This is a genomic window from Pseudomonas sp. NPDC089758 (assembly GCF_044748705.1).
Lineage (GTDB): Bacteria > Pseudomonadota > Gammaproteobacteria > Pseudomonadales > Pseudomonadaceae > Aquipseudomonas > Aquipseudomonas putida_X.
The window spans coordinates 25,505-44,508 of record NZ_JBIVGN010000012.1; the positions used below are offsets into that span (position 1 = coordinate 25,505).

Consider the following 19,004-nt stretch of genomic DNA (forward strand, 5'->3'; position numbering starts at 1 on the left):
GTTCTCCTAATCCAACGCTATGGTCACGCTCAGGCTGGTACCTTCACCTGGCTCGCTGTTCAACGCCATGCTGCCACCGAGCATGAGTACCCGCTCACGCACACCGACCAGGCCGAACGAGGTTGGCCGGGCCTGGTCCAGGCAGAATCCGCTGCCGTCATCACTGACTGTCATACGCAGTTTTTCGCCCTCGCGCACCAGCTCTATCTCCACACTGTGGGCCTGGGCGTGGCGCATGACGTTGGTCAACGCTTCCTGCAGGATACGGAACAAGCCGATGGCTTTTGCATCGCTCAATGCTGGCAGATTATCCGGCACCTGTACCAGGCAGGGGATCTGCGTGCGCGCTTCGAAGCGCCGTGCCTGCCATTCGATGGCCGAGGCGATACCGGCGTCCAGGATCGGCGGGCGCAACGCCGTTGCCACATCGCGCACCAACTGGAACAACTGGGCGATCAGGCGCTTCATGCTGGCCAGACGCTCGTTCAGCGCAGGGTCGAGCTCGGCAAAGGCCAATTCGCACATCGAAACTTCAAGCTTGAGCACCGTCAGCATTTGCCCCAGCTCATCGTGCACTTCGCGGGCGATGCGGGCCTTTTCTTCCTCGCGCACGCTTTCCAGGTGGGCCGACAGTTCGCGCAGTTGCTCCTGGGATTTCGCTAGCGCCAGCTCTGCGCGCTTGCTCTGGGTAATGTCCCAGACGATACCGTCCCAGACGACCCGGCCGTCGGCCAGGCGGCGGGTACTGGCCTTGATGTCGGCCCAGCGCTGCTCACCTTCGCGGGTGAGGATGCGCCCTTGCCAGGACCAGTCCTGATCGTTGGCAATGGCTAGGTCCTGCACCTGATGGTAGTCCGCACGGTCATCCGGATGGACCAGATTGCGCAAGCCCATCTGCGGGTGCTGGATCTGCGCGGGCGTATAGCCCACCAACGCCTCACTGCCCTCGCTGATATAAGGAAACTCCAGGCCCCCTTCCGCCGGCGCGGGCTCCAAGCGGAACACCAGCCCCGGCACATTGCCAGCAATACCCTTGAGCCGTGCTTCGCTTTCACGCAGCGCCGCCAGGGCACGGTGGCGTTCGGTGACATCGGCAAGGTAAACCACCAGGTACTCGGCATCGCGAAAACGCAGGAAGCTCAAGGACAACTCCACCGGCAACAGGCTGCCATCGGCGCACAGGCATTGGGTCTCGAACTGCCGAGCGCCAGCCTCCCCGGCGCGCGCCGCCCGCCACAACTGCAGCCAGCGGTCCATGCTGAGGTTCGGCTCGAAGTCGCTCAGCGGACGCTCCAGCAATGCCGCCTCGGCATAACCCAGCATGCGCCCCGCCGCTTGGTTGGCGTAACGCACATGACTGTCCCAGTTGACCCAGAGGATGCCCACCGTGCTCTGGTCGATGGCGAACTGGCTCACGCGCAGCGCCTCCTCCCGTATCTGCCGCTCCGCCAGGTGCTCCCGTGCCGCCAGCAGGCTACGCTCGAGCTGGCGCTGCTGGCGGCGCTGCCACACCAGCGTGGCCCCGGCACACAGCAGCAACATGCCGAACAGCAGCGCAAGGTTCTGCCAGAAACCGGTGGATTCGCTCAGGCGCGGGTATTGCGGCTGCAACCAACGCTGATGTAGCTGCTCCAGCTCTTTGCCCGGCATGGCCTGCAGGCCCCGTTCAAGCACGTCAGCCAGCAACGGCCAGTCACGGCGCGAACCCACCCGTAATAATTGCGGCAGGCCGATGTCGCCGAGCACCGCCAGCTCACCGAACTCACTTTCCCGGGACAGCCGGCTCAGCTGAGCTTCATCCAGCACCGCGTAACTGGCCTGGCCCCCTACCACCAGCTGCAAGGCCTGGCGCTCGTTGGGCACACCTTGCAGGTTGAGGTTGGCGTAATTGCCTCGCAGGTAATCGGCCAACGAGCTTGGCATGCGTACCGCCACGCGCTCGTTGGCTTCAAGCTTTTCCAGCTCGACGGCCAACGCACCGGTGCGCAGCCCGACCACCAGCTGCGGCACACGCATGTAGGGGTCGCTGAACAACCACAGGCGCAAGCTGGCCGGTGTTTGCGTAAGCCCCGGCGCAAAGTCGATTTCACCTGCCTGCAGGGCGTGTTCAAGGCTGGCCTGATCAGTGAAGTTGCGCCAGGTGAGGTCCAGCTTAAGGGCCTGCCCCAGCCAGTTCACCAGGTCGACATTGGCCCCGTAGAGTCGCTGCAGACGGCGGTCGAACTGGGCATAGGGGGCCTGCAGCACCAGGCCGACCCGCAGGCTGCGATGGGCGTCCAGCCATTGCTGCTGGGCAGGTTCGAGCAGCACCGCAGGCGCCGCCTCAGGCCTTGCCAAGGCAATCAAGGGTAGCCACAAGCAGCCGATAACCAACAGGCGACGCAATCGCTTCATCTACACGCTCGTCTTGGCAAGGGCGGCCATACAGCATGGCCGTCGCGGGCAAATACTATTAGGCTGCCGGTATCATTCTGGCCTTGGGTTGATTCATGTTCACACTTTATCGCACGACGCTGGCAATGTGCTGCCTCGCCTCGCTCCTACCACTTGGCGCCCTGGCCGCCGACGCCGAACAACCAGCTACCACAGAGGCTGCCGCCGTACCTGCGCCGCGCCCACCGCTGCTGGAGCGTAGCCAGGAAGATGCGCAGGCCCTTGAACGCCTGTTGCCCAAAGCCGAGCAGCAAACCCTGGAAGCCGGCTCCGACCACTTTCTGGCCTTGTGGAAACCAGCCAACGACAGCGATCCGCAAGGCACGGTGATCATTGTCCCTGGTGCCGGGGAAACCGCCGACTGGCCCAATGCGGTCGGCCCGTTGCGGCGCAAGTTCCCTGACGCCGGCTGGAACAGCCTGAGCGTGAGCCTGCCCGACCTGCTCGCCGATAGCCCACAAGCACGGGTGGAGGCCACGCCAGCTGCCGCACCGCAGCCAGACCAGGGCGAGAGCGCACCGGCCAAGCAAACCCCCGCCGATGCCAACGCCAATGTAGCCCAGGCTACCGCGGCGGATGCCGACACGGCAGAAAGCACCGATGCCGAACAGGCCAGCGAACAGAACGATCAGGCTGACGCCGAACGCATCTTCGCGCGGCTGGATGCCGCAGTGGCGTATGCTCAACAACATAACTCCCGCAGCATCGTGCTGATCGGCCATGGCAGCGGCGCCTACTGGGCAGCACGCTACCTGAGCGACAAACAACCACCGCAGGTTCAGAAGCTGGTGATGATCGCCGCACAGACCCCGGCACGGGTAGAGCACGACCTGGAAAGCCTGGCACCGACGCTCAAAGTGCCGACTGCCGATATCTACTATGCAACCCGCACAGGCGACCGCAATGCCGCCATGCAACGCCTGCAGGCCAGCAAGCGTCAGAAGGACAGCCAGTACAAACAGCTGTCACTGATCGCGATGCCAGGGAACAAGGGCGCGGAACAGGAGCAGTTGTTCCGCCGGGCCAGGGGCTGGATGAGCCCGCAGGAATGAAGTGACGGGCCGGCTTTGGCCGTTGCACCGGCAGGCTGCCTGGCACCAGGATAGAGCGGCCTGCCGGTGACAGAAGCCTTAGAGCCCGCGCCGTTTGCGGATCAGCGCATAAGCCTGGTGCAGCTCACGCGTGCGTTCGGTCGCCTCCCTGACCTGCGCTTCACTGGCCCCGCTCCCGGCCAGCTTGTCCGGATGGTGCCGGCTGACCAGCCGGCGATAGGCGTGCTTGACCCGGTCACCTTCCGTGTCGGCATCTACCCCCAGCAAGCGCAGCGCAGCCGCATAGGTCATGGTGCCACTGGCCGTGCTCACTTTGCGTGGCTCATATTCCAGCGACATGGCCTGCACCTGCCGCCGGCTAAGCCCCAGTTTCTGCCCCCAGTCCAGCAGCAGTTCCCGCTCATGGGCCCCGGCCTTGCCGTCAGCCCAGGCCATACGCCAGCACGCCCGCAACGTGCCCTCGGCCGCGTGTGGCTGCAGGCGAATGCGACGTAGAGGGTGGGCCAAGCGGTCCTTGCCCGCCTTACCGCGGTTGAAGGCGGCAATGGCCCGCATCCTCGCGGCCTCGGCCAGGTTCAGCCGGACCATCTCCTGGCGCGCCTGCTGAATATGCTGTTCGGCCACTCGCCCATCGCTTTTGGCCAGCCGCCCCAACAGGACGAACAACAACTCCTCATCGCGCAGGGCCGGGCGGCCTCCCAAGCGTTCGCGCATGTCATCCCAGCCTTGCACGCGCAAGCGCCGATCCATGGCCTGGCCAAGCAATGCCCCCAGCAGCGCACCTGGGATGCTGGCGACAGCGAAACCCGCGCCTAGCCCGATCACCGTGCCTGGCCACCACATCTCAGGCACGCTCGCGTATAAGGCGCTCGGCCTCGGCCAGGCGCTCCTGGGTGCCGACATCGACCCAGTCGCCACGGTAGTGCTCACCGGTCACTTTGCCTGCCGCCATGGCCTGGCGCAGCAGCGGGGCCAGTTTGAAGGCTCCCGCCTGGCAACCTGCGAACAAGGCTGGATGCAGTACTGAGAGGCCGCTGAAGGTCAGGGTGCCAGGGGCATCGTCACCGTCCACCACCTGCCCACCTTGCAGGCGGAAGTCACCCCGCCCGTGATGGCCAGGGTTATCGACCAGCACCAGGTGCGCCAGGCCCTGCAGCGGTGCCCGCAAGTGCGCGAACGGGTAATCGGTCCAGACATCACCGTTGACCAACAGGAACGGCTCGTTGCCCAGCAAAGGCAACGCCTGGAATATCCCGCCCCCCGTCTCCAGCGGCTCGCCCTCAGGGGAATAGCGAATGCTCAGGCCGAAGCGGCTGCCATCGCCAAGGTGATCCTCTATCTGCTGGCCAAGCCAGGCATGGTTGATCACCACTTCGGTGAACCCGGCTGTCGCCAGCGCACGCAGGTGGTATTCGATCAACGGCTGGCCGGCCACGGGCAGCAACGGCTTTGGCGTGTGCAGAGTCAGCGGGCGCATGCGCTCGCCCTTGCCAGCGGCGAGGATCATCGCTTTCATGCGCGCACTCCGGCCTTGAGTTCGGCGATCAGCTGGCCGAGTTCGGCCAGTTCAGGGCGACGGCCGATCACTTCGTCTATATAGGCGAAGAACCGCGGCACATCAGCCAGGTAGCGCGGCTTGCCGTCACGGTGGCAGATACGCGCGAAGATGCCGATCACCTTCAGATGGCGCTGTACACCCATCAGGTCGCTGGCGCGCTGGAAATCTTCGAACGACGGCTGAACCGGGATTGCGGCGGCCTGCGCTTTGTCCCAGTAGTTGCGCAACCAGCCTTCGACTCGCGCTTGGGGCCAACTGAGGAAGGCGTCCTTGAACAGGCAGGTTATGTCATAGGTCACCGGGCCGTACACCGCGTCCTGGAAGTCGAGCACGCCGGGGTTAGGCTCGCTCTGCATCAGGTTGCGTGGCATGTAATCGCGGTGCACCAACACCTTCGGCTGAGCAAGGGCGCTGTCGATCAGCAACTGGCTGATGCGCTGCCAACTGGCCTGCTGCGCCTCGTTGAAGGTCAGGCCGAGCTCACGCCCGACATACCACTCGGGGAACAACTCGACCTCGCGGCGCAGCAAGGCGTCGTCATAGCTGGGCAACGGCGCGTCCATCGGCAGGCGCTGGAACGCCAGCAGGGCGTCGATGGCGTCGGCAAACAACGCATCGGCGTTATCCGGTTCAATGATGTCGAGGTATGTCTGATGGCCCAGATCCCCCAACAACAGAAAACCACGATCCAGATCTTCGGCATGAATCACCGGTACGTGCACGCCCGCGCTGGCCAGCAGGTGGTCGATGGCAACGAACGGCCTACAGTTTTCCTGGGGTGGCGGCGCATCCATGACCACAAAACTGTGGCCGGCGCCCTGCCAGCGGAAGTAACGGCGGAAGCTCGCATCGCTGCTGGCGGGGGTCAGGCTGCCCTCGGGCACCTCGCCCCAGGCGTTGTTGCGGAAAAGAACATTGAGCTGCTCGGCGAGCCAGACAGTCAGTTGTTGCAGGCGTACATCGTGTTCAGGCATTACAAGGGTCTCCGACGGCCCTAGCCGTCAAGCGGGTCATGCTTTATTATCCAGCATCTTTTTCAGACCATCGAGAGGCGTGCGGCCCCACACGCGGGCAGATGGCACGCAGGAAGCCCGGACTAATAAGATGGCATTGAAATCCCCCGCGTTTCGTAGAAAGTTTCCGTTGCTGGTCACCGGCGGTCTGCTGGCCCTGCAACCTTTTGCCACCTCGTACGTGGTCGCAGCCGAGCAGTTCGACTGCCAAGTGTCCGCCTCCGGTGGTTGGGACTGCAAGCCCAAGAGCCCAGTCAACAACTTGCCACCGCGCCCGGTGCATGACGGCGCTGCGCTCACTTCCGGCACCGAGGCCCCATCGGCCGAGGCCGATAGTGCTGACAAGCCGGTGCTGGTCACCGAGAGCAAAGGCCGTGGCCTGAAGTCGCGCAGCGAGGATTACAGCCATCTCGATTGGGTCCCGCGCGAAAAGCTCACCGCTGCCCAACTGGCCGAAACCGGTCCGTACTGCGGTGGCGCGTACATCGAGCCGACTCGCCCTGGCATGGCCGACACCACGCCCAAGGACGAATCGCCGACCTACATCAACGCCAAGGTCTCCAAGTACCAGCAGGAGCAGCAGATCGCTACCCTTGCCGGTGACGTGGTCATGCGCCAAGGCAGCATGCAGGCCGAAGCCGATGAGGCCAACCTCTACCAGGCCGAGAACCGTGGCGAGCTCAAGGGCAACGTCAGGATTCGCGACAACGGCTCGCTGGTCGTGGGCGACGAGGCACAGATCCAGCTCGACACGGGCGAAGCCCAGGTCGACAACGCCGAATACGTGATGCACAAGTCGCACATCCGCGGCAACGCCCTGTACGCCAAGCGTAGCGAGAACGCGATCATCCGCCTCAAGGATGGTACCTACACCACGTGTGAACCAGGCAGCAACGCCTGGCAGCTCAAGGGCAATAACATCACCCTGAACCCGGCCACCGGCTTCGGTACCGCGACCAACGTCACCCTGCGGGTCAAAGATTTCCCGGTGTTCTACACACCGTACATCTACTTCCCGATCGACGACCGTCGCCAATCCGGCTTCCTGCCACCGTCGTTCAGCAGCACCAGCGACACCGGCTTCATGCTGGTCACGCCGTACTACTTCAACCTGGCGCCCAACTACGACGCCACGTTGTACCCGCGCTACATGACCAAGCGTGGCTTGCTGATGGAAGGCGAATTCCGCTACCTGACCAAGTCCAGCGAAGGCCAGGTCGGCGGCGCGTACCTGAACGACAAGAACGACGACCGCAAAGACCAGACTGATTACGAAGATCAGCGCTGGATGATCAACTGGCAGCATAGAGGTGGCCTGGACGAGCGCCTGATGACTGAAGTCGATTACACCGACATCAGCGATCCGTTCTACTTCCAGGACCTGGAAACCGATCAGATTGGCGTCCAAAGCAATGATGTGGTCAATCAGCAAGGTGCACTGACCTGGCGTGGCGACAGCTATACCGCTCGACTGAATGCGCAAGCGTACGAGATGGCGACCCTGTCGCAGATCACCCCGTACAACAAGCTGCCACAGATCACAATTGACGGGATGCTGCCGTATCACCCGGGTGGCTTTGACTTCGGCTACCAGACCGAGGCCGTGCGCTTCGATCGTGATCTGAAGGATGACTTTGTCACTGACGAAGATGGCAACCCGGACTTCACCGCCGGCGCAGCAGGTCGACGTCTCGATCAAAACGTCAGCGGCATCGCGCGCGCCAACGGCAACCGCCTGAATTTTGCCCCGGCAATCAGCCTGCCCATGCAAGCCAGCTACGGTTACGTTACGCCAAAGCTGAAGTATGTTTACACCAACTATGACCTTGACCTTGATGGTCAAGGCAAGCAAGAAGCGCTGGCGCAAGCGTCGCAACCAGGATACGGCAGTTACAGCAGCTCCATCAGCCGTGACGTTCCTATCTTCAGTGTTGACAGCGGCTTGTACTTCGACCGCAACACCTCGATGTTCGGCACCAACTATCGCCAGACACTCGAACCGCGCATGTTCTACCTCTACGTTCCTTACAAGGACCAGACGGACATTCCGCTGTTCGATACCAGCGAAACGCTGTTCAACTTCGATTCGCTGTTCCGTGACAACCGCTTCAGCGGCACCGACCGTATCGGTGACGAGAACAAGCTGTCGCTGGGCGTGACCACCCGCTGGATCCAGGACGACGGCTTCGAACGTCAGAACTTCAGCATCGGTCAAGCATTGTACTTCAAGGATCGCAAGGCCCAACTGCCAGGCATCAACTACCGCGATCGCAGTGACGCGCAGTCTGACGTCTCGCCATACGCATTGGTGTACAACTACTACTTCAACCGCGACTGGCGCTTCAATTCGGACTTCAACTGGGACCCGGACAGCCGCACCACCCGTTCTGGCAGCGCGATGTTCCACTACCAGCCTGAAGACAACCCGAACAAGGTGGTCAACCTCGGCTATCGCTACCGCAACGACACCATCGCCTACGATTCCACGACGGGTACCTGGAAAGTGGGTGGCGGTGACTATGGCAACCCAGGCGACCCGAACTACATCAAGGACTATTACAAGATCCAGCAGCACGACTTCTCGGTGATCTGGCCGATCGTGCCGCAATGGAACGTGATCGCCCGCTGGCAGCACGATTACAACCGCAACCGCACCCTGGAAGCCATGGGCGGTTTCGAATATGACAACTGCTGCTGGAAACTGCGCCTGATCAACCGTTACTGGATCGACTACGACGATTTCAGCCAGGCCGCCCCGCAGAACGAAAAAGGCGACCATGGCATCTTCCTGCAAATCGTGCTGAAAGGCCTCGGTGGCGTGGTTGGCAACAAGGTCGAATCTTTCCTCGACCAAGGCATTGAAGGTTACCGTGAACGTGAAGACCAAGCTTATTGATCGTCTGCGCCCAGTGTTGCTGGGCGCTGTATTGCTGAGTGGCGCGGTGCATGCCGCGGTGCAACCCCTGGATCGCGTGGTGGCCATCGTCGACAACGACGTGGTCATGCAAAGCCAGCTGGACCAGCGCGTCCAGGAGGTTCAGCAAACCATCGCCAAGCGCGGCGGCGGCGTGCCGCCGACCAGCGCCCTGCAACAGCAGGTACTGGAGCGCCTGATCGTCGAGAACCTGCAGTTGCAGATCGGTGAACGCTCGGGCATCCGCATCACCGACGAGGAACTGAACCAGGCCATCGGCACCATTGCCCAGCGCAATGGCATGTCGCTGGACCAGTTCCGCGCCGCGCTGGCCCGCGACGGCCTGTCGTTCGACGACGCCCGTGAGCAGGTCAAACGCGAGATGATCATCAGCCGCGTGCGCCAGCGCCGTGTGGCCGAGCGCATCCAGGTATCCGAACAGGAAGTGAAGAACTTCCTCGCCTCGGACCTGGGCAAGATGCAGATGTCGGAAGAGTACCGCCTGGCCAACATCCTCATCCCAACCCCGGAAGGCGCCAACTCGGACGACATCCAGAAGGCTGCGCGCAAGGTCGGCGACGTGTACCAGCAACTGCGCCAGGGTGCGGACTTCGGCCAGATGGCGATTGCCAACTCGGGCAGCGAGAACGCCCTTGAAGGTGGCGAGATGGGCTGGCGTAAAGCCGGCCAGCTGCCACCTGAATTTGCCAAGCTGCTCAGCGGCATGGTCACTGGCGACATCACCCAGCCACTGCGCATCCCTAGCGGCTTTCTCATCATCAAGCTCGAAGAGAAGCGCGGCGGCAGCGAAAACGTACTGCGTGACGAAGTGCATGTACGCCACATCCTGATCAAACCGAGCGAAATCCGCAGCGAAGCCGCCACCGAGCAGCTGGCTGAGCGCCTGTACGAGCGCATCAAGAACGGCGAAGACTTCGCAGAGCTGGCGAAAAGCTTCTCGGAAGACCCGGGTTCAGCGCTCAACGGCGGCGACCTCAACTGGGTCGACCCGAACAGCCTGGTACCGGAGTTCCGCGAGCAGATGGCCAACGCCCAGCAGGGTGTCGTGACCAAACCGTTCAAGACTCAGTACGGCTGGCATGTCCTGGAAGTGCTGGGCCGTCGTGCCACCGACAGCACCGAACAGGCACGCGAGCAGCAGGCAATGAACGTACTGCGTAACCGCAAGTACGATGAAGAGCTGCAGACCTGGCTGCGCCAGATCCGCGACGAAGCCTACGTTGAAATCAAGCTGCCTGGCGCTGACCAGGCCGCACAGTGAAGCCCCTGCGCTTCGCCGTCACTCCCGGCGAACCGGCCGGCATAGGCCCAGACCTGTGCCTGCTGCTCGCCGCCGAGCCCCAGCCTCACCCCCTGATCGCCATCACCAGCCGTGACCTGCTCGCCGAGCGGGCCACGCGGCTGGGGCTGGCCGTCAACCTGCTGGCGGTAGGGCCGGGCCAATGGCCTGACCAGCCGGCCCCGGCGGGCAGCCTCTACGTCTGGGACACCCCCCTGGCCGCCCCCGTGGTACCGGGCATGCTGGACAAGGCCAATGCGGCGTTTGTCCTGCAGACCCTGACACGAGCCGGGCAAGGCTGCCTTGAAGGGCATTTTGCCGGAATGATCACGGCCCCTGTACACAAGGGCGTGATCAACGAAAGCGGCATCGCCTTTTCCGGCCATACCGAATTCCTGGCAGAACTGACCCACACCGCCCAGGTCGTGATGATGCTGGCGACCCGTGGCCTGCGCGTGGCGCTGGTCACCACGCACCTGCCACTGCGCGACATCGCGGACGCCATCACCCCTGAGCGCCTGGAGCGGGTTACCCGCATTCTGCACGCCGACATGCGCGACAAGTTCGGCATTGCCAACCCACGCATCCTGGTCTGCGGGCTCAACCCGCATGCCGGCGAAGGCGGCCACCTGGGCCGCGAAGAAATCGACATCATCGAACCGGCACTGGCCCGCCTGCGCGCCGAAGGCATGGACCTGCGCGGCCCGCTGCCGGCCGATACCCTGTTTACCCCCAAATATCTGGAGCACTGCGACGCGGTGCTGGCGATGTACCACGACCAAGGCCTGCCTGTACTCAAGTACAAAGGTTTCGGCGCTGCAGTCAACGTGACCCTGGGCCTGCCGATCATCCGCACGTCGGTCGATCACGGCACCGCCCTGGACCTTGCCGGTACCGGCAACGTCGACACCGGCAGCCTGCGCGTCGCCCTGGAAACCGCCTACCAGATGGCCGAGAACCGACCATGAACGAGCATTACCAACACCGGGCGCGCAAGCGCTTCGGTCAGAACTTCCTGCATGACGCCGGCATCATCGACCGCATCCTGCGCGCCATCAATGCCAAAGCCGGCGAACACCTGCTGGAGATCGGCCCGGGCCAGGGCGCCCTGACCGAGGGCCTGCTGGGCAGCGGCGCACAGCTGGACGTCGTGGAGCTGGACAAAGACCTGGTGCCGATCCTGCAGCACAAGTTTGCCGGGCGCGACAACTTCCGCCTGCACCAGGGCGATGCCCTGAAGTTCGATTTCAACCAGCTGGGCGTACCGCAGCGCAGCCTCAAAGTCGTAGGTAACCTGCCCTACAACATCTCCACCCCGTTGATTTTCCACCTGCTCAGCCATGCCGGGCTGATTCGCGACATGCACTTCATGCTGCAGAAGGAAGTGGTAGAGCGCATGGCCGCAGGCCCGGGCGGCGGGGACTGGGGTCGGCTATCGATCATGGTGCAGTACCACTGCCGGGTCGAGCACCTGTTCAACGTAGGCCCAGGTGCGTTCAACCCGCCGCCCAAAGTGGACTCGGCCATCGTCCGCCTGGTACCGCACGAGGTGCTTCCGCACCCGGCCAAGGACCACCTGCTGCTGGAACGCGTCGTGCGCGAAGCGTTCAACCAGCGCCGCAAGACGCTGCGCAATACCCTCAAAGGCCTGCTCGACAGCCAGGCTATCGAGGCCGCTGGCGTGGATGGCAGCCTGCGCCCTGAGCAGTTGGACCTGGCTGCATTCGTGCGCCTGGCAGACCAGTTGGCAGACCAGCAAGCCTGACAACGCGGCACGGCGTCTTCGCGGTCAACTTGCGAAGACGCTGCCCCACCGCAAGATTTTGAAGCCCTCTCCCTCCCCGACACCACTGGCCCTCCCCCCTGCCAATGGCCTAGACTGCATGTATCGCCGTATTCGCTTGTTTGCTCAAGGCCCATGCATGTCCGATCCCCGTTACCAGATCGACGTCAGCGTCGTGACCCGCTACCTGAAAGACCAATCCGACCCCGAAAGCGATCGCTTTGCGTTCGCATACACCATTACCGTGCAGAACAATGGCTCGATCAAAGCCAAGCTCATGTCTCGACACTGGCTCATCACCAACGGTGATGGCGAAGTGGAGGAAGTCCGCGGCGCAGGTGTGATCGGCCAACAACCGACCATCGAACCCGGCCAGAGCCACACCTACAGCAGCGGCGCAGTGATCAGCACCCGCGTGGGCACCATGCAGGGCAGCTATCAGATGTTCGCCGAGGACGGTAAACGCTTCGAAGCCGATATCGCCCCCTTCCGCCTCGCGGTACCTGGGGCCCTGCACTGATGGCTACCTATGCCGTCGGTGACCTGCAAGGCTGCCTTCAACCCCTCAAGTGCCTGCTGGAGCGCGTCAAGTTCGACCCGGCCGTCGATCGCCTGTGGCTGGTCGGTGACCTGGTCAACCGCGGGCCTGAATCGCTACAGACCCTGCGCTACCTCTACTCGATCCGCCAATCGCTGACCTGCGTGCTGGGCAACCATGACCTGCACCTGCTGGCGGCATGGCAAAATGTCGAACGCCTGAAGAAAAGCGATACCCTGCGCGAAATCATCGAAGCACCCGACGCCGACCAACTGCTCGACTGGCTGCGCCAACAGAAGCTGCTCCACTACGACGAGCCGCGCGGCATTGCCTTGGTGCATGCCGGCATCCCGCCCCAGTGGACACTGGGCAAAGCCCTGGAACTGGCGGGCGAAGTCGAAGAGGTGCTGCGCGACGACGAGCGCATGAAGCTGTACCTCGATGGCATGTACGGCAACGAACCGAACAAGTGGAGCAAGAACCTCAGCGGCGTAGAGCGCCTTCGGGTGATCACCAACTACCTGACGCGCATGCGCTTCTGCACGGGCACAGGCAAACTCGACCTCAAGAGCAAGGAAGGGCTAGGCGCAGCACCGAAGGGTTACAAGCCCTGGTTCGCGCACAAGGACCGCCGCTCACGGCATGTGAAGATCATCTTTGGCCACTGGGCCGCGCTCGAAGGGCGTGTCGACGAGCCCGGCATCATTGCCCTCGATACCGGCTGCGTATGGGGTGGCACCATGACCCTCTACAATGTCGACAGCGGTGAATACCTGCGCTGCGACTGCGCCGACGACGGCAACCTGCGCCAGCCGGCACAACCGACTAAACTTAACGACCAGCCCTGAAGGAAAGCCTTACCCATGAGCGAATTCAAACGCATCCCTCCCGAGCAGGCCCTGGCCTTGCGCGCACAAGGTGCGGTCGTCGTCGACATTCGCGACCCGCAGGCCTATGCCGCCGGCCACATCGCCGGGGCCCGGCACCTGGACAACCATTCGGTTGCTGACTTCATCCGCAATGCCGACCTGGATGCCCCGACCCTGGTGGTCTGCTACCACGGCAACTCCAGCCAGAGCGCGGCCGCGTACCTGGTCGGGCAAGGTTTTTCCGACGTCTACAGCATCGATGGCGGCTTCGAGCTGTGGCGCGCCACCTACCCCGACCACACCGCACAAGGCACCCCTGAATAATTTTTTAATTTCACTCCAGCCCGCGCCCCACGCGGGCTTGCGCCTCACCTGACGAACGGTCGCCGACAACTTCTGCGCCGCTTGCCCTTGACCTTGCGGATAACCAACTATTCTTAAGCGCAGGCCATCCAAAAAAGGGGAGAGCCGGTACACCGGCGTGCGGGTCATCGGTAGCGTTACAGGGTGTTCTGGGGGGTATACAGCAATCGGCAAGCCCGGTTGCATGCCAGCATCGGCTGACTGATCCGGCGTCGTCTCCACGTATCGAGCGAGGTGACGTCATGAGTATTTTTAGCCACTTCCAACAACGTTTCGAGTCTACGCGCCAGGAAGAACTCTCGCTGCAGGAGTACCTCGAGCTGTGCAAAGAGGATCGCAGTGCCTACGCATCGGCGGCTGAACGGCTGTTGCTGGCCATCGGCGAGCCGGAACTGATCGACACCTCAAGCAACTCCAGACTGTCGCGAATCTTCTCCAACAAGGTGATCCGCCGGTATCCGGCCTTTGCCGACTTCCACGGCATGGAAGAGTGCATCGACCAGATCGTTTCCTACTTCCGCCACGCCGCTCAAGGCCTGGAAGAGAAGAAACAGATCCTCTATCTGCTGGGCCCGGTAGGTGGCGGTAAATCGTCGCTGGCCGAAAAACTCAAGCAGCTGATGGAAAAGGTCCCTTTCTACGCGATCAAGGACTCGCCCGTTTTCGAGTCGCCGCTGGGCTTGTTCAACGCCACTGAAGATGGCGCCATTCTCGAAGAGGAATACGGCATCTCGCGGCGCTACCTGAACACCATCATGTCGCCATGGGCCACCAAGCGCCTGCAGGAGTTCGGTGGCGATATCAGCAAGTTCCGGGTGGTCAAGCTCTACCCCTCGATACTCAACCAGATCGCGATCGCCAAGACCGAACCCGGCGACGAAAACAACCAGGACATCTCGGCGCTGGTCGGCAAGGTGGATATCCGCAAGCTCGAGGAATTCCCGCAGAACGATGCCGACGCCTACAGCTACTCGGGTGCGTTGTGCCGGGCCAACCAGGGCCTGATGGAATTCGTCGAGATGTTCAAGGCGCCCATCAAAGTCCTGCACCCGCTGCTGACCGCCACCCAGGAAGGCAACTACAACAGTACCGAAGGCCTGGGCGCGATCCCTTATTCAGGGATCCTGCTGGCCCACTCCAACGAATCGGAGTGGCACACCTTCCGCAACAACAAGAACAATGAAGCGTTCATCGACCGGATCTACATCGTCAAGGTGCCGTACTGCCTGCGCGTGAGCGACGAAATCAAGATCTACGACAAGCTGCTGGTCAACAGTTCGCTGGCCAAGGCCCATTGCGCACCCGATACGCTCAAGATGCTCGCTCAGTTCACCGTACTCTCACGCCTCAAAGAGCCGGAGAACTCCAACATCTACTCCAAGATGCGGGTCTACGATGGCGAAAACCTCAAGGATACCGACCCCAAGGCCAAGTCGATCCAGGAGTACCGCGATTCTGCGGGTGTCGATGAAGGCATGAACGGCCTGTCCACCCGTTTCGCCTTCAAGATCCTCTCCAAGGTGTTCAACTTCGACCCGCACGAAGTGGCGGCCAACCCGGTGCACCTGCTCTATGTGCTGGAACAGCAGATCGAACAGGAGCAGTTCCCAGCTGAAGTGCGCGAACGCTACCTGCGCTACCTGAAGGAATACCTGGCGCCCCGCTACATCGAGTTCATCGGCAAAGAAATCCAGACCGCCTACCTGGAGTCCTACAGCGAATACGGTCAGAACATCTTCGATCGCTACGTGCTGTACGCCGATTTCTGGATCCAGGATCAGGAATACCGCGACCCGGAAACGGGCGAGATCCTCAACCGCATTGCCCTGAACGAAGAGCTGGAAAAGATCGAAAAACCGGCCGGCATCAGCAATCCGAAGGATTTCCGCAACGAAATCGTCAACTTCGTACTGCGTGCCCGTGCCAATAACAACGGCAAGAATCCTAGCTGGCTCAGCTACGAGAAGCTGCGGGTGGTGATCGAGAAGAAAATGTTCTCCAACACCGAAGACCTGCTGCCGGTCATCAGTTTCAACGCCAAGGCCAGCAAAGAAGATCAACAGAAACACAACGACTTCGTCACGCGGATGGTGGAGCGTGGCTACACCGACAAACAGGTGCGCCTGCTGTCGGAATGGTACCTGCGGGTCAGGAAATCGCAATAAAGCGGCAAGCTGCCCCTGCAGCAAGCTCCAAGCCGCCAGCGGCACGCTGCGAGCTGTCCGGCGCTCGGTTGAACCCCGACGCCACAGCTTGCAGCCACGCTGGCTGCTCTTTCTTGAAGCTTGTGGCTTGAAGCTTGTGGCTTGCAGTTGCAGCTGCATCCAGTCACCGGAGGGACCATGAGCTACGTTATCGACCGACGCCTGAACGGCAAGAACAAAAGCACGGTCAATCGCCAGCGTTTCTTGCGGCGTTACCGTGAACATATCAAGAAAGCCGTCGAAGAGGCCGTAAGCCGTCGCTCCATCATGGACATGGAACACGGCGAGCAGATCAGCATCCCGGGACGCGACATCGACGAACCGGTGCTGCACCATGGCCGCGGCGGCAAGCAGACCATCGTGCATCCGGGCAACAAGGAATTCACCGCTGGCGAACATATCGCCCGGCCTCAGGGCGGGGGCGGTGGTGGTGGCCGCGGCAAGGCAGGCAACTCCGGCGAGGGCATGGATGACTTCGTATTCCAGATCACCCAGGAAGAGTTCCTCGAATTCATGTTCGAAGACCTCGAACTGCCCAACCTGGTCAAACGTCACCTGACAGGTGCCGACACCTTCAAGACAGTGCGCGCCGGTATCGCCAACGAAGGCAACCCGTCGCGCATCAACATCGTGCGCACCCTGCGCTCGGCCCATGCACGGCGTATCGCCTTGACCGGCAGCAGCCGTGCACTGCTTCGCGAGGCGCAGAAGGAACTGGCCCGTTTGAAGGTCGAGGAGCCGGACAACTTCACCGATATCCAGGAGGTCGAGCAAGAGATCGAGCGGCTCAAAGCCCGCATCAACCGCCTGCCGTTCCTCGACACCTTCGACCTCAAGTACAACCTGCTGGTTAAGCAGCCCAACCCCAGCTCCAAGGCCGTGATGTTCTGCCTGATGGACGTGTCCGGCTCGATGACCCAGGCCACCAAAGACATCGCCAAGCGGTTCTTCATCCTGTTGTACCTGTTCCTCAAGCGCAACTATGACCGCATCGAGGTGGTGTTCATCCGCCACCACACCAGTGCCCGCGAAGTGGACGAAGAAGAGTTCTTCTATTCCCGCGAGACCGGTGGCACCATCGTTTCCAGTGCACTGAAGATGATGCAGGAGATCATGGCCGAACGTTACCCGGCCAGCGACTGGAACATCTATGCCGCCCAGGCGTCCGACGGCGATAACTGGAACGACGACTCGCCCATCTGCCGTGAGATCCTTTCCAAACAGATCATGCCGCATGTGCAGTACTACACTTACGTGGAGATCACCCCCCGCGAGCATCAGGCGCTGTGGTACGAATACGAGCGTATCGGCGAAGCGTTCCCCGACACGTTCGCCCAGCAGCAGTTGGTTTCGGCCGGTGACATTTACCCGGTCTTCCGTGAACTCTTCCAGCGCAGGTTAGCCACATGACCGCCAGAGCACAGAGACGCCAACCCATTTCCACCGGGTCCGAGTGGACGTTCGAGCTGATCCAGACCTACGATCGGGAAATCAGCCGCCTGGCCGAACGTTATGCCCTGGACACCTACCCCAATCAGATCGAAGTGATCACGGCCGAGCAGATGATGGACGCGTATGCATCCGTCGGCATGCCGCTGGGCTATCACCACTGGTCCTACGGTAAACAGTTTCTCAGCACCGAGAAGTCCTACAGCCGTGGCCAGATGGGCCTGGCATACGAAATCGTGATCAACTCCGACCCGTGCATCGCCTACCTGATGGAAGAAAACACCATGTGCATGCAGGCACTGGTGATCGCCCACGCCTGCTATGGCCATAACAGCTTCTTCAAAGGCAACTACCTGTTCCGCACATGGACCGATGCCAGTTCGATCATCGACTACCTGGTGTTCGCCAAGCAGTACATCGCCCAATGCGAAGAGCGCCACGGCATCGATGCTGTCGAGGACCTGATCGACTCCTGCCACGCCTTGATGAACTACGGCGTGGACCGCTACAAACGCCCCTACCCGATCTCCGCCGAAGAGGAGCGGCGCCGCCAGAAGGAGCGCGAGGAGCACCTGCAACGCCAGATCAACGACCTGTGGCGCACCATTCCCAAAGGCGCGGAAAAAGGCGGCGAGCGTGATGATGCACGCTTCCCCGCCGAACCCCAGGAAAACATCCTTTATTTCATCGAAAAACACGCACCCTTGCTTGAGCCCTGGCAGCGCGAAGTGGTGCGCATCGTGCGCAAGATCGCGCAGTACTTCTACCCGCAACGCCAGACACAGGTCATGAACGAAGGCTGGGCAACCTTCTGGCACTACACCCTGATGAACGACCTGTACGACGAAGGCCTGGTCACCGACGGTTTCATCATGGAATTTCTTCAGTCGCACACCAGCGTGGTGTTCCAGCCCGGCTTCGACAGCCCCTACTACAGCGGCATAAACCCTTATGCCCTGGGCTTCGCCATGTACACCGACATCCGCCGCATGTGCGAAAACCCTACCGAGGAAGATCGCCGCTGGTTCCCCGACATTGCCGGCAGTGACTGGTTGTCGACCATCAAGTTCGCCATGAGCAGCTTCAAGGACGAGAGTTTCATCCTGCAATACCTGTCTCCCAAGGTGATCCGCGACCTCAAGCTGTTCAGCATCCTGGATGACGACCAGCGCGACGACCTGCTGGTGCCGGCGATCCATGACGAAGCCGGCTACCGGGCCATACGCGAGCAACTCGCAGCCCAGTACAACCTGGGCAACCGCGAACCCAACGTACAGATCTGGAGCATCGACCGTCGTGGCGACCGGTCCCTGACCTTGCGCCACCAGCAGCACAACCGCAAACCGCTGGGTGATTCCACCGATGAGGTGCTCAAGCACCTGCACCGCCTCTGGGGCTTCGATATCCACCTGGAAACCGTGCAAGGCGATCAGGTGGTCAAGACCCACCACATGCCACCGCGTGGCGAGCACGGCGAAGCCGGCGACTACGGCCGGATGGACCTGGCCGTCATCCACCACCTCTAGCC

15 protein-coding genes are annotated in these 19,004 nt (G+C 61.9%); 11 read left to right on the plus strand and 4 right to left on the minus strand.

The window, feature by feature from the left end:
• Positions 1-6: 6 nt before the first annotated feature.
• On the minus strand, positions 7-2,394 hold the full coding sequence (locus tag ACIPZH_RS17045) for a PAS domain S-box protein (protein ID WP_400636968.1): 2,388 nt from the start codon (positions 2,392-2,394) through the stop codon (positions 7-9).
• A 95-nt stretch (positions 2,395-2,489) separates the two neighbouring features.
• Between ACIPZH_RS17045 and ACIPZH_RS17050 the strand changes: the two genes are divergently transcribed.
• Positions 2,490-3,485: an alpha/beta hydrolase family protein gene (locus tag ACIPZH_RS17050; RefSeq protein WP_400636970.1), complete on the plus strand. Its 996-nt coding sequence runs from the start codon at positions 2,490-2,492 to the stop codon at positions 3,483-3,485.
• Between the two features lie 78 nt (positions 3,486-3,563).
• On the opposite strand, the gene ACIPZH_RS17055 is transcribed toward ACIPZH_RS17050, so the two are convergent.
• From ACIPZH_RS17055 to ACIPZH_RS17065, 3 genes are read right to left on the minus strand one after another with little or no spacing between them, the layout of a single operon-like run.
• Entirely contained in the window at positions 3,564-4,328 is a 765-nt protein-coding gene (locus ACIPZH_RS17055; RefSeq protein WP_241807073.1) for a TerB family tellurite resistance protein, read from the minus strand.
• Between the two features lies 1 nt (position 4,329).
• On the minus strand, positions 4,330-5,001 hold the full coding sequence (murU, locus tag ACIPZH_RS17060) for an N-acetylmuramate alpha-1-phosphate uridylyltransferase MurU (RefSeq protein ID WP_400628784.1): 672 nt from the start codon (positions 4,999-5,001) through the stop codon (positions 4,330-4,332).
• The gene (locus ACIPZH_RS17065) at positions 4,998-6,017 is read right to left on the minus strand and encodes an aminoglycoside phosphotransferase family protein (RefSeq protein ID WP_400636973.1); all 1,020 of its coding nucleotides are present in this window, start codon (positions 6,015-6,017) and stop codon (positions 4,998-5,000) included. Before ACIPZH_RS17065 ends, murU begins: the two co-directional genes overlap by 4 nt.
• A 130-nt stretch (positions 6,018-6,147) precedes the next feature.
• Here ACIPZH_RS17065 and ACIPZH_RS17070 point away from each other — a divergent pair, with 130 nt between their 5' ends.
• The 10 genes from ACIPZH_RS17070 to ACIPZH_RS17115 all read left to right on the plus strand — a co-directional run bounded on the left by ACIPZH_RS17070 (position 6,148) and on the right by ACIPZH_RS17115 (position 19,002).
• Positions 6,148-8,952 (plus strand): LPS-assembly protein LptD, encoded by a 2,805-nt coding sequence (locus tag ACIPZH_RS17070; protein WP_400636975.1) that lies wholly within the window; start codon positions 6,148-6,150, stop codon positions 8,950-8,952.
• Positions 8,927-10,252 carry a peptidylprolyl isomerase SurA gene (gene surA, locus ACIPZH_RS17075; RefSeq protein WP_400636977.1) on the plus strand — a complete coding sequence of 442 codons (1,326 nt, stop codon included), beginning with the start codon at positions 8,927-8,929 and terminating at the stop codon, positions 10,250-10,252. Before ACIPZH_RS17070 ends, surA begins: the two co-directional genes overlap by 26 nt.
• A complete protein-coding gene (gene pdxA / locus ACIPZH_RS17080; RefSeq protein WP_267819217.1) occupies positions 10,249-11,238 on the plus strand; it encodes a 4-hydroxythreonine-4-phosphate dehydrogenase PdxA in 990 nt (329 codons plus the stop codon). Before surA ends, pdxA begins: the two co-directional genes overlap by 4 nt.
• Positions 11,235-12,035 (plus strand): 16S rRNA (adenine(1518)-N(6)/adenine(1519)-N(6))-dimethyltransferase RsmA, encoded by an 801-nt coding sequence (rsmA, locus tag ACIPZH_RS17085; RefSeq protein WP_241807067.1) that lies wholly within the window; start codon positions 11,235-11,237, stop codon positions 12,033-12,035. The genes pdxA and rsmA overlap by 4 nt, the downstream gene beginning before the upstream one ends.
• A gap of 157 nt (positions 12,036-12,192) precedes the next feature.
• A complete protein-coding gene (gene apaG, locus ACIPZH_RS17090) occupies positions 12,193-12,573 on the plus strand; it encodes a Co2+/Mg2+ efflux protein ApaG (protein ID WP_012316563.1) in 381 nt (126 codons plus the stop codon).
• A complete protein-coding gene (locus ACIPZH_RS17095) occupies positions 12,573-13,439 on the plus strand; it encodes a symmetrical bis(5'-nucleosyl)-tetraphosphatase (protein ID WP_241807066.1) in 867 nt (288 codons plus the stop codon). Before apaG ends, ACIPZH_RS17095 begins: the two co-directional genes overlap by 1 nt.
• Positions 13,440-13,454: 15 nt before the next feature.
• A complete protein-coding gene (glpE, locus tag ACIPZH_RS17100) occupies positions 13,455-13,784 on the plus strand; it encodes a thiosulfate sulfurtransferase GlpE (RefSeq protein WP_241807065.1) in 330 nt (109 codons plus the stop codon).
• A 281-nt stretch (positions 13,785-14,065) separates the two neighbouring features.
• A complete protein-coding gene (locus tag ACIPZH_RS17105; protein ID WP_012316566.1) occupies positions 14,066-15,988 on the plus strand; it encodes a PrkA family serine protein kinase in 1,923 nt (640 codons plus the stop codon).
• Positions 15,989-16,165: 177 nt separating this feature from the next.
• A complete protein-coding gene (locus ACIPZH_RS17110; protein WP_012316567.1) occupies positions 16,166-17,437 on the plus strand; it encodes a YeaH/YhbH family protein in 1,272 nt (423 codons plus the stop codon).
• Positions 17,434-19,002, plus strand: a complete 1,569-nt coding sequence (locus ACIPZH_RS17115; protein WP_241807064.1) for a SpoVR family protein — start codon at positions 17,434-17,436, stop codon at positions 19,000-19,002. Before ACIPZH_RS17110 ends, ACIPZH_RS17115 begins: the two co-directional genes overlap by 4 nt.
• The last annotated feature ends 2 nt before the right edge of the window (positions 19,003-19,004 follow it).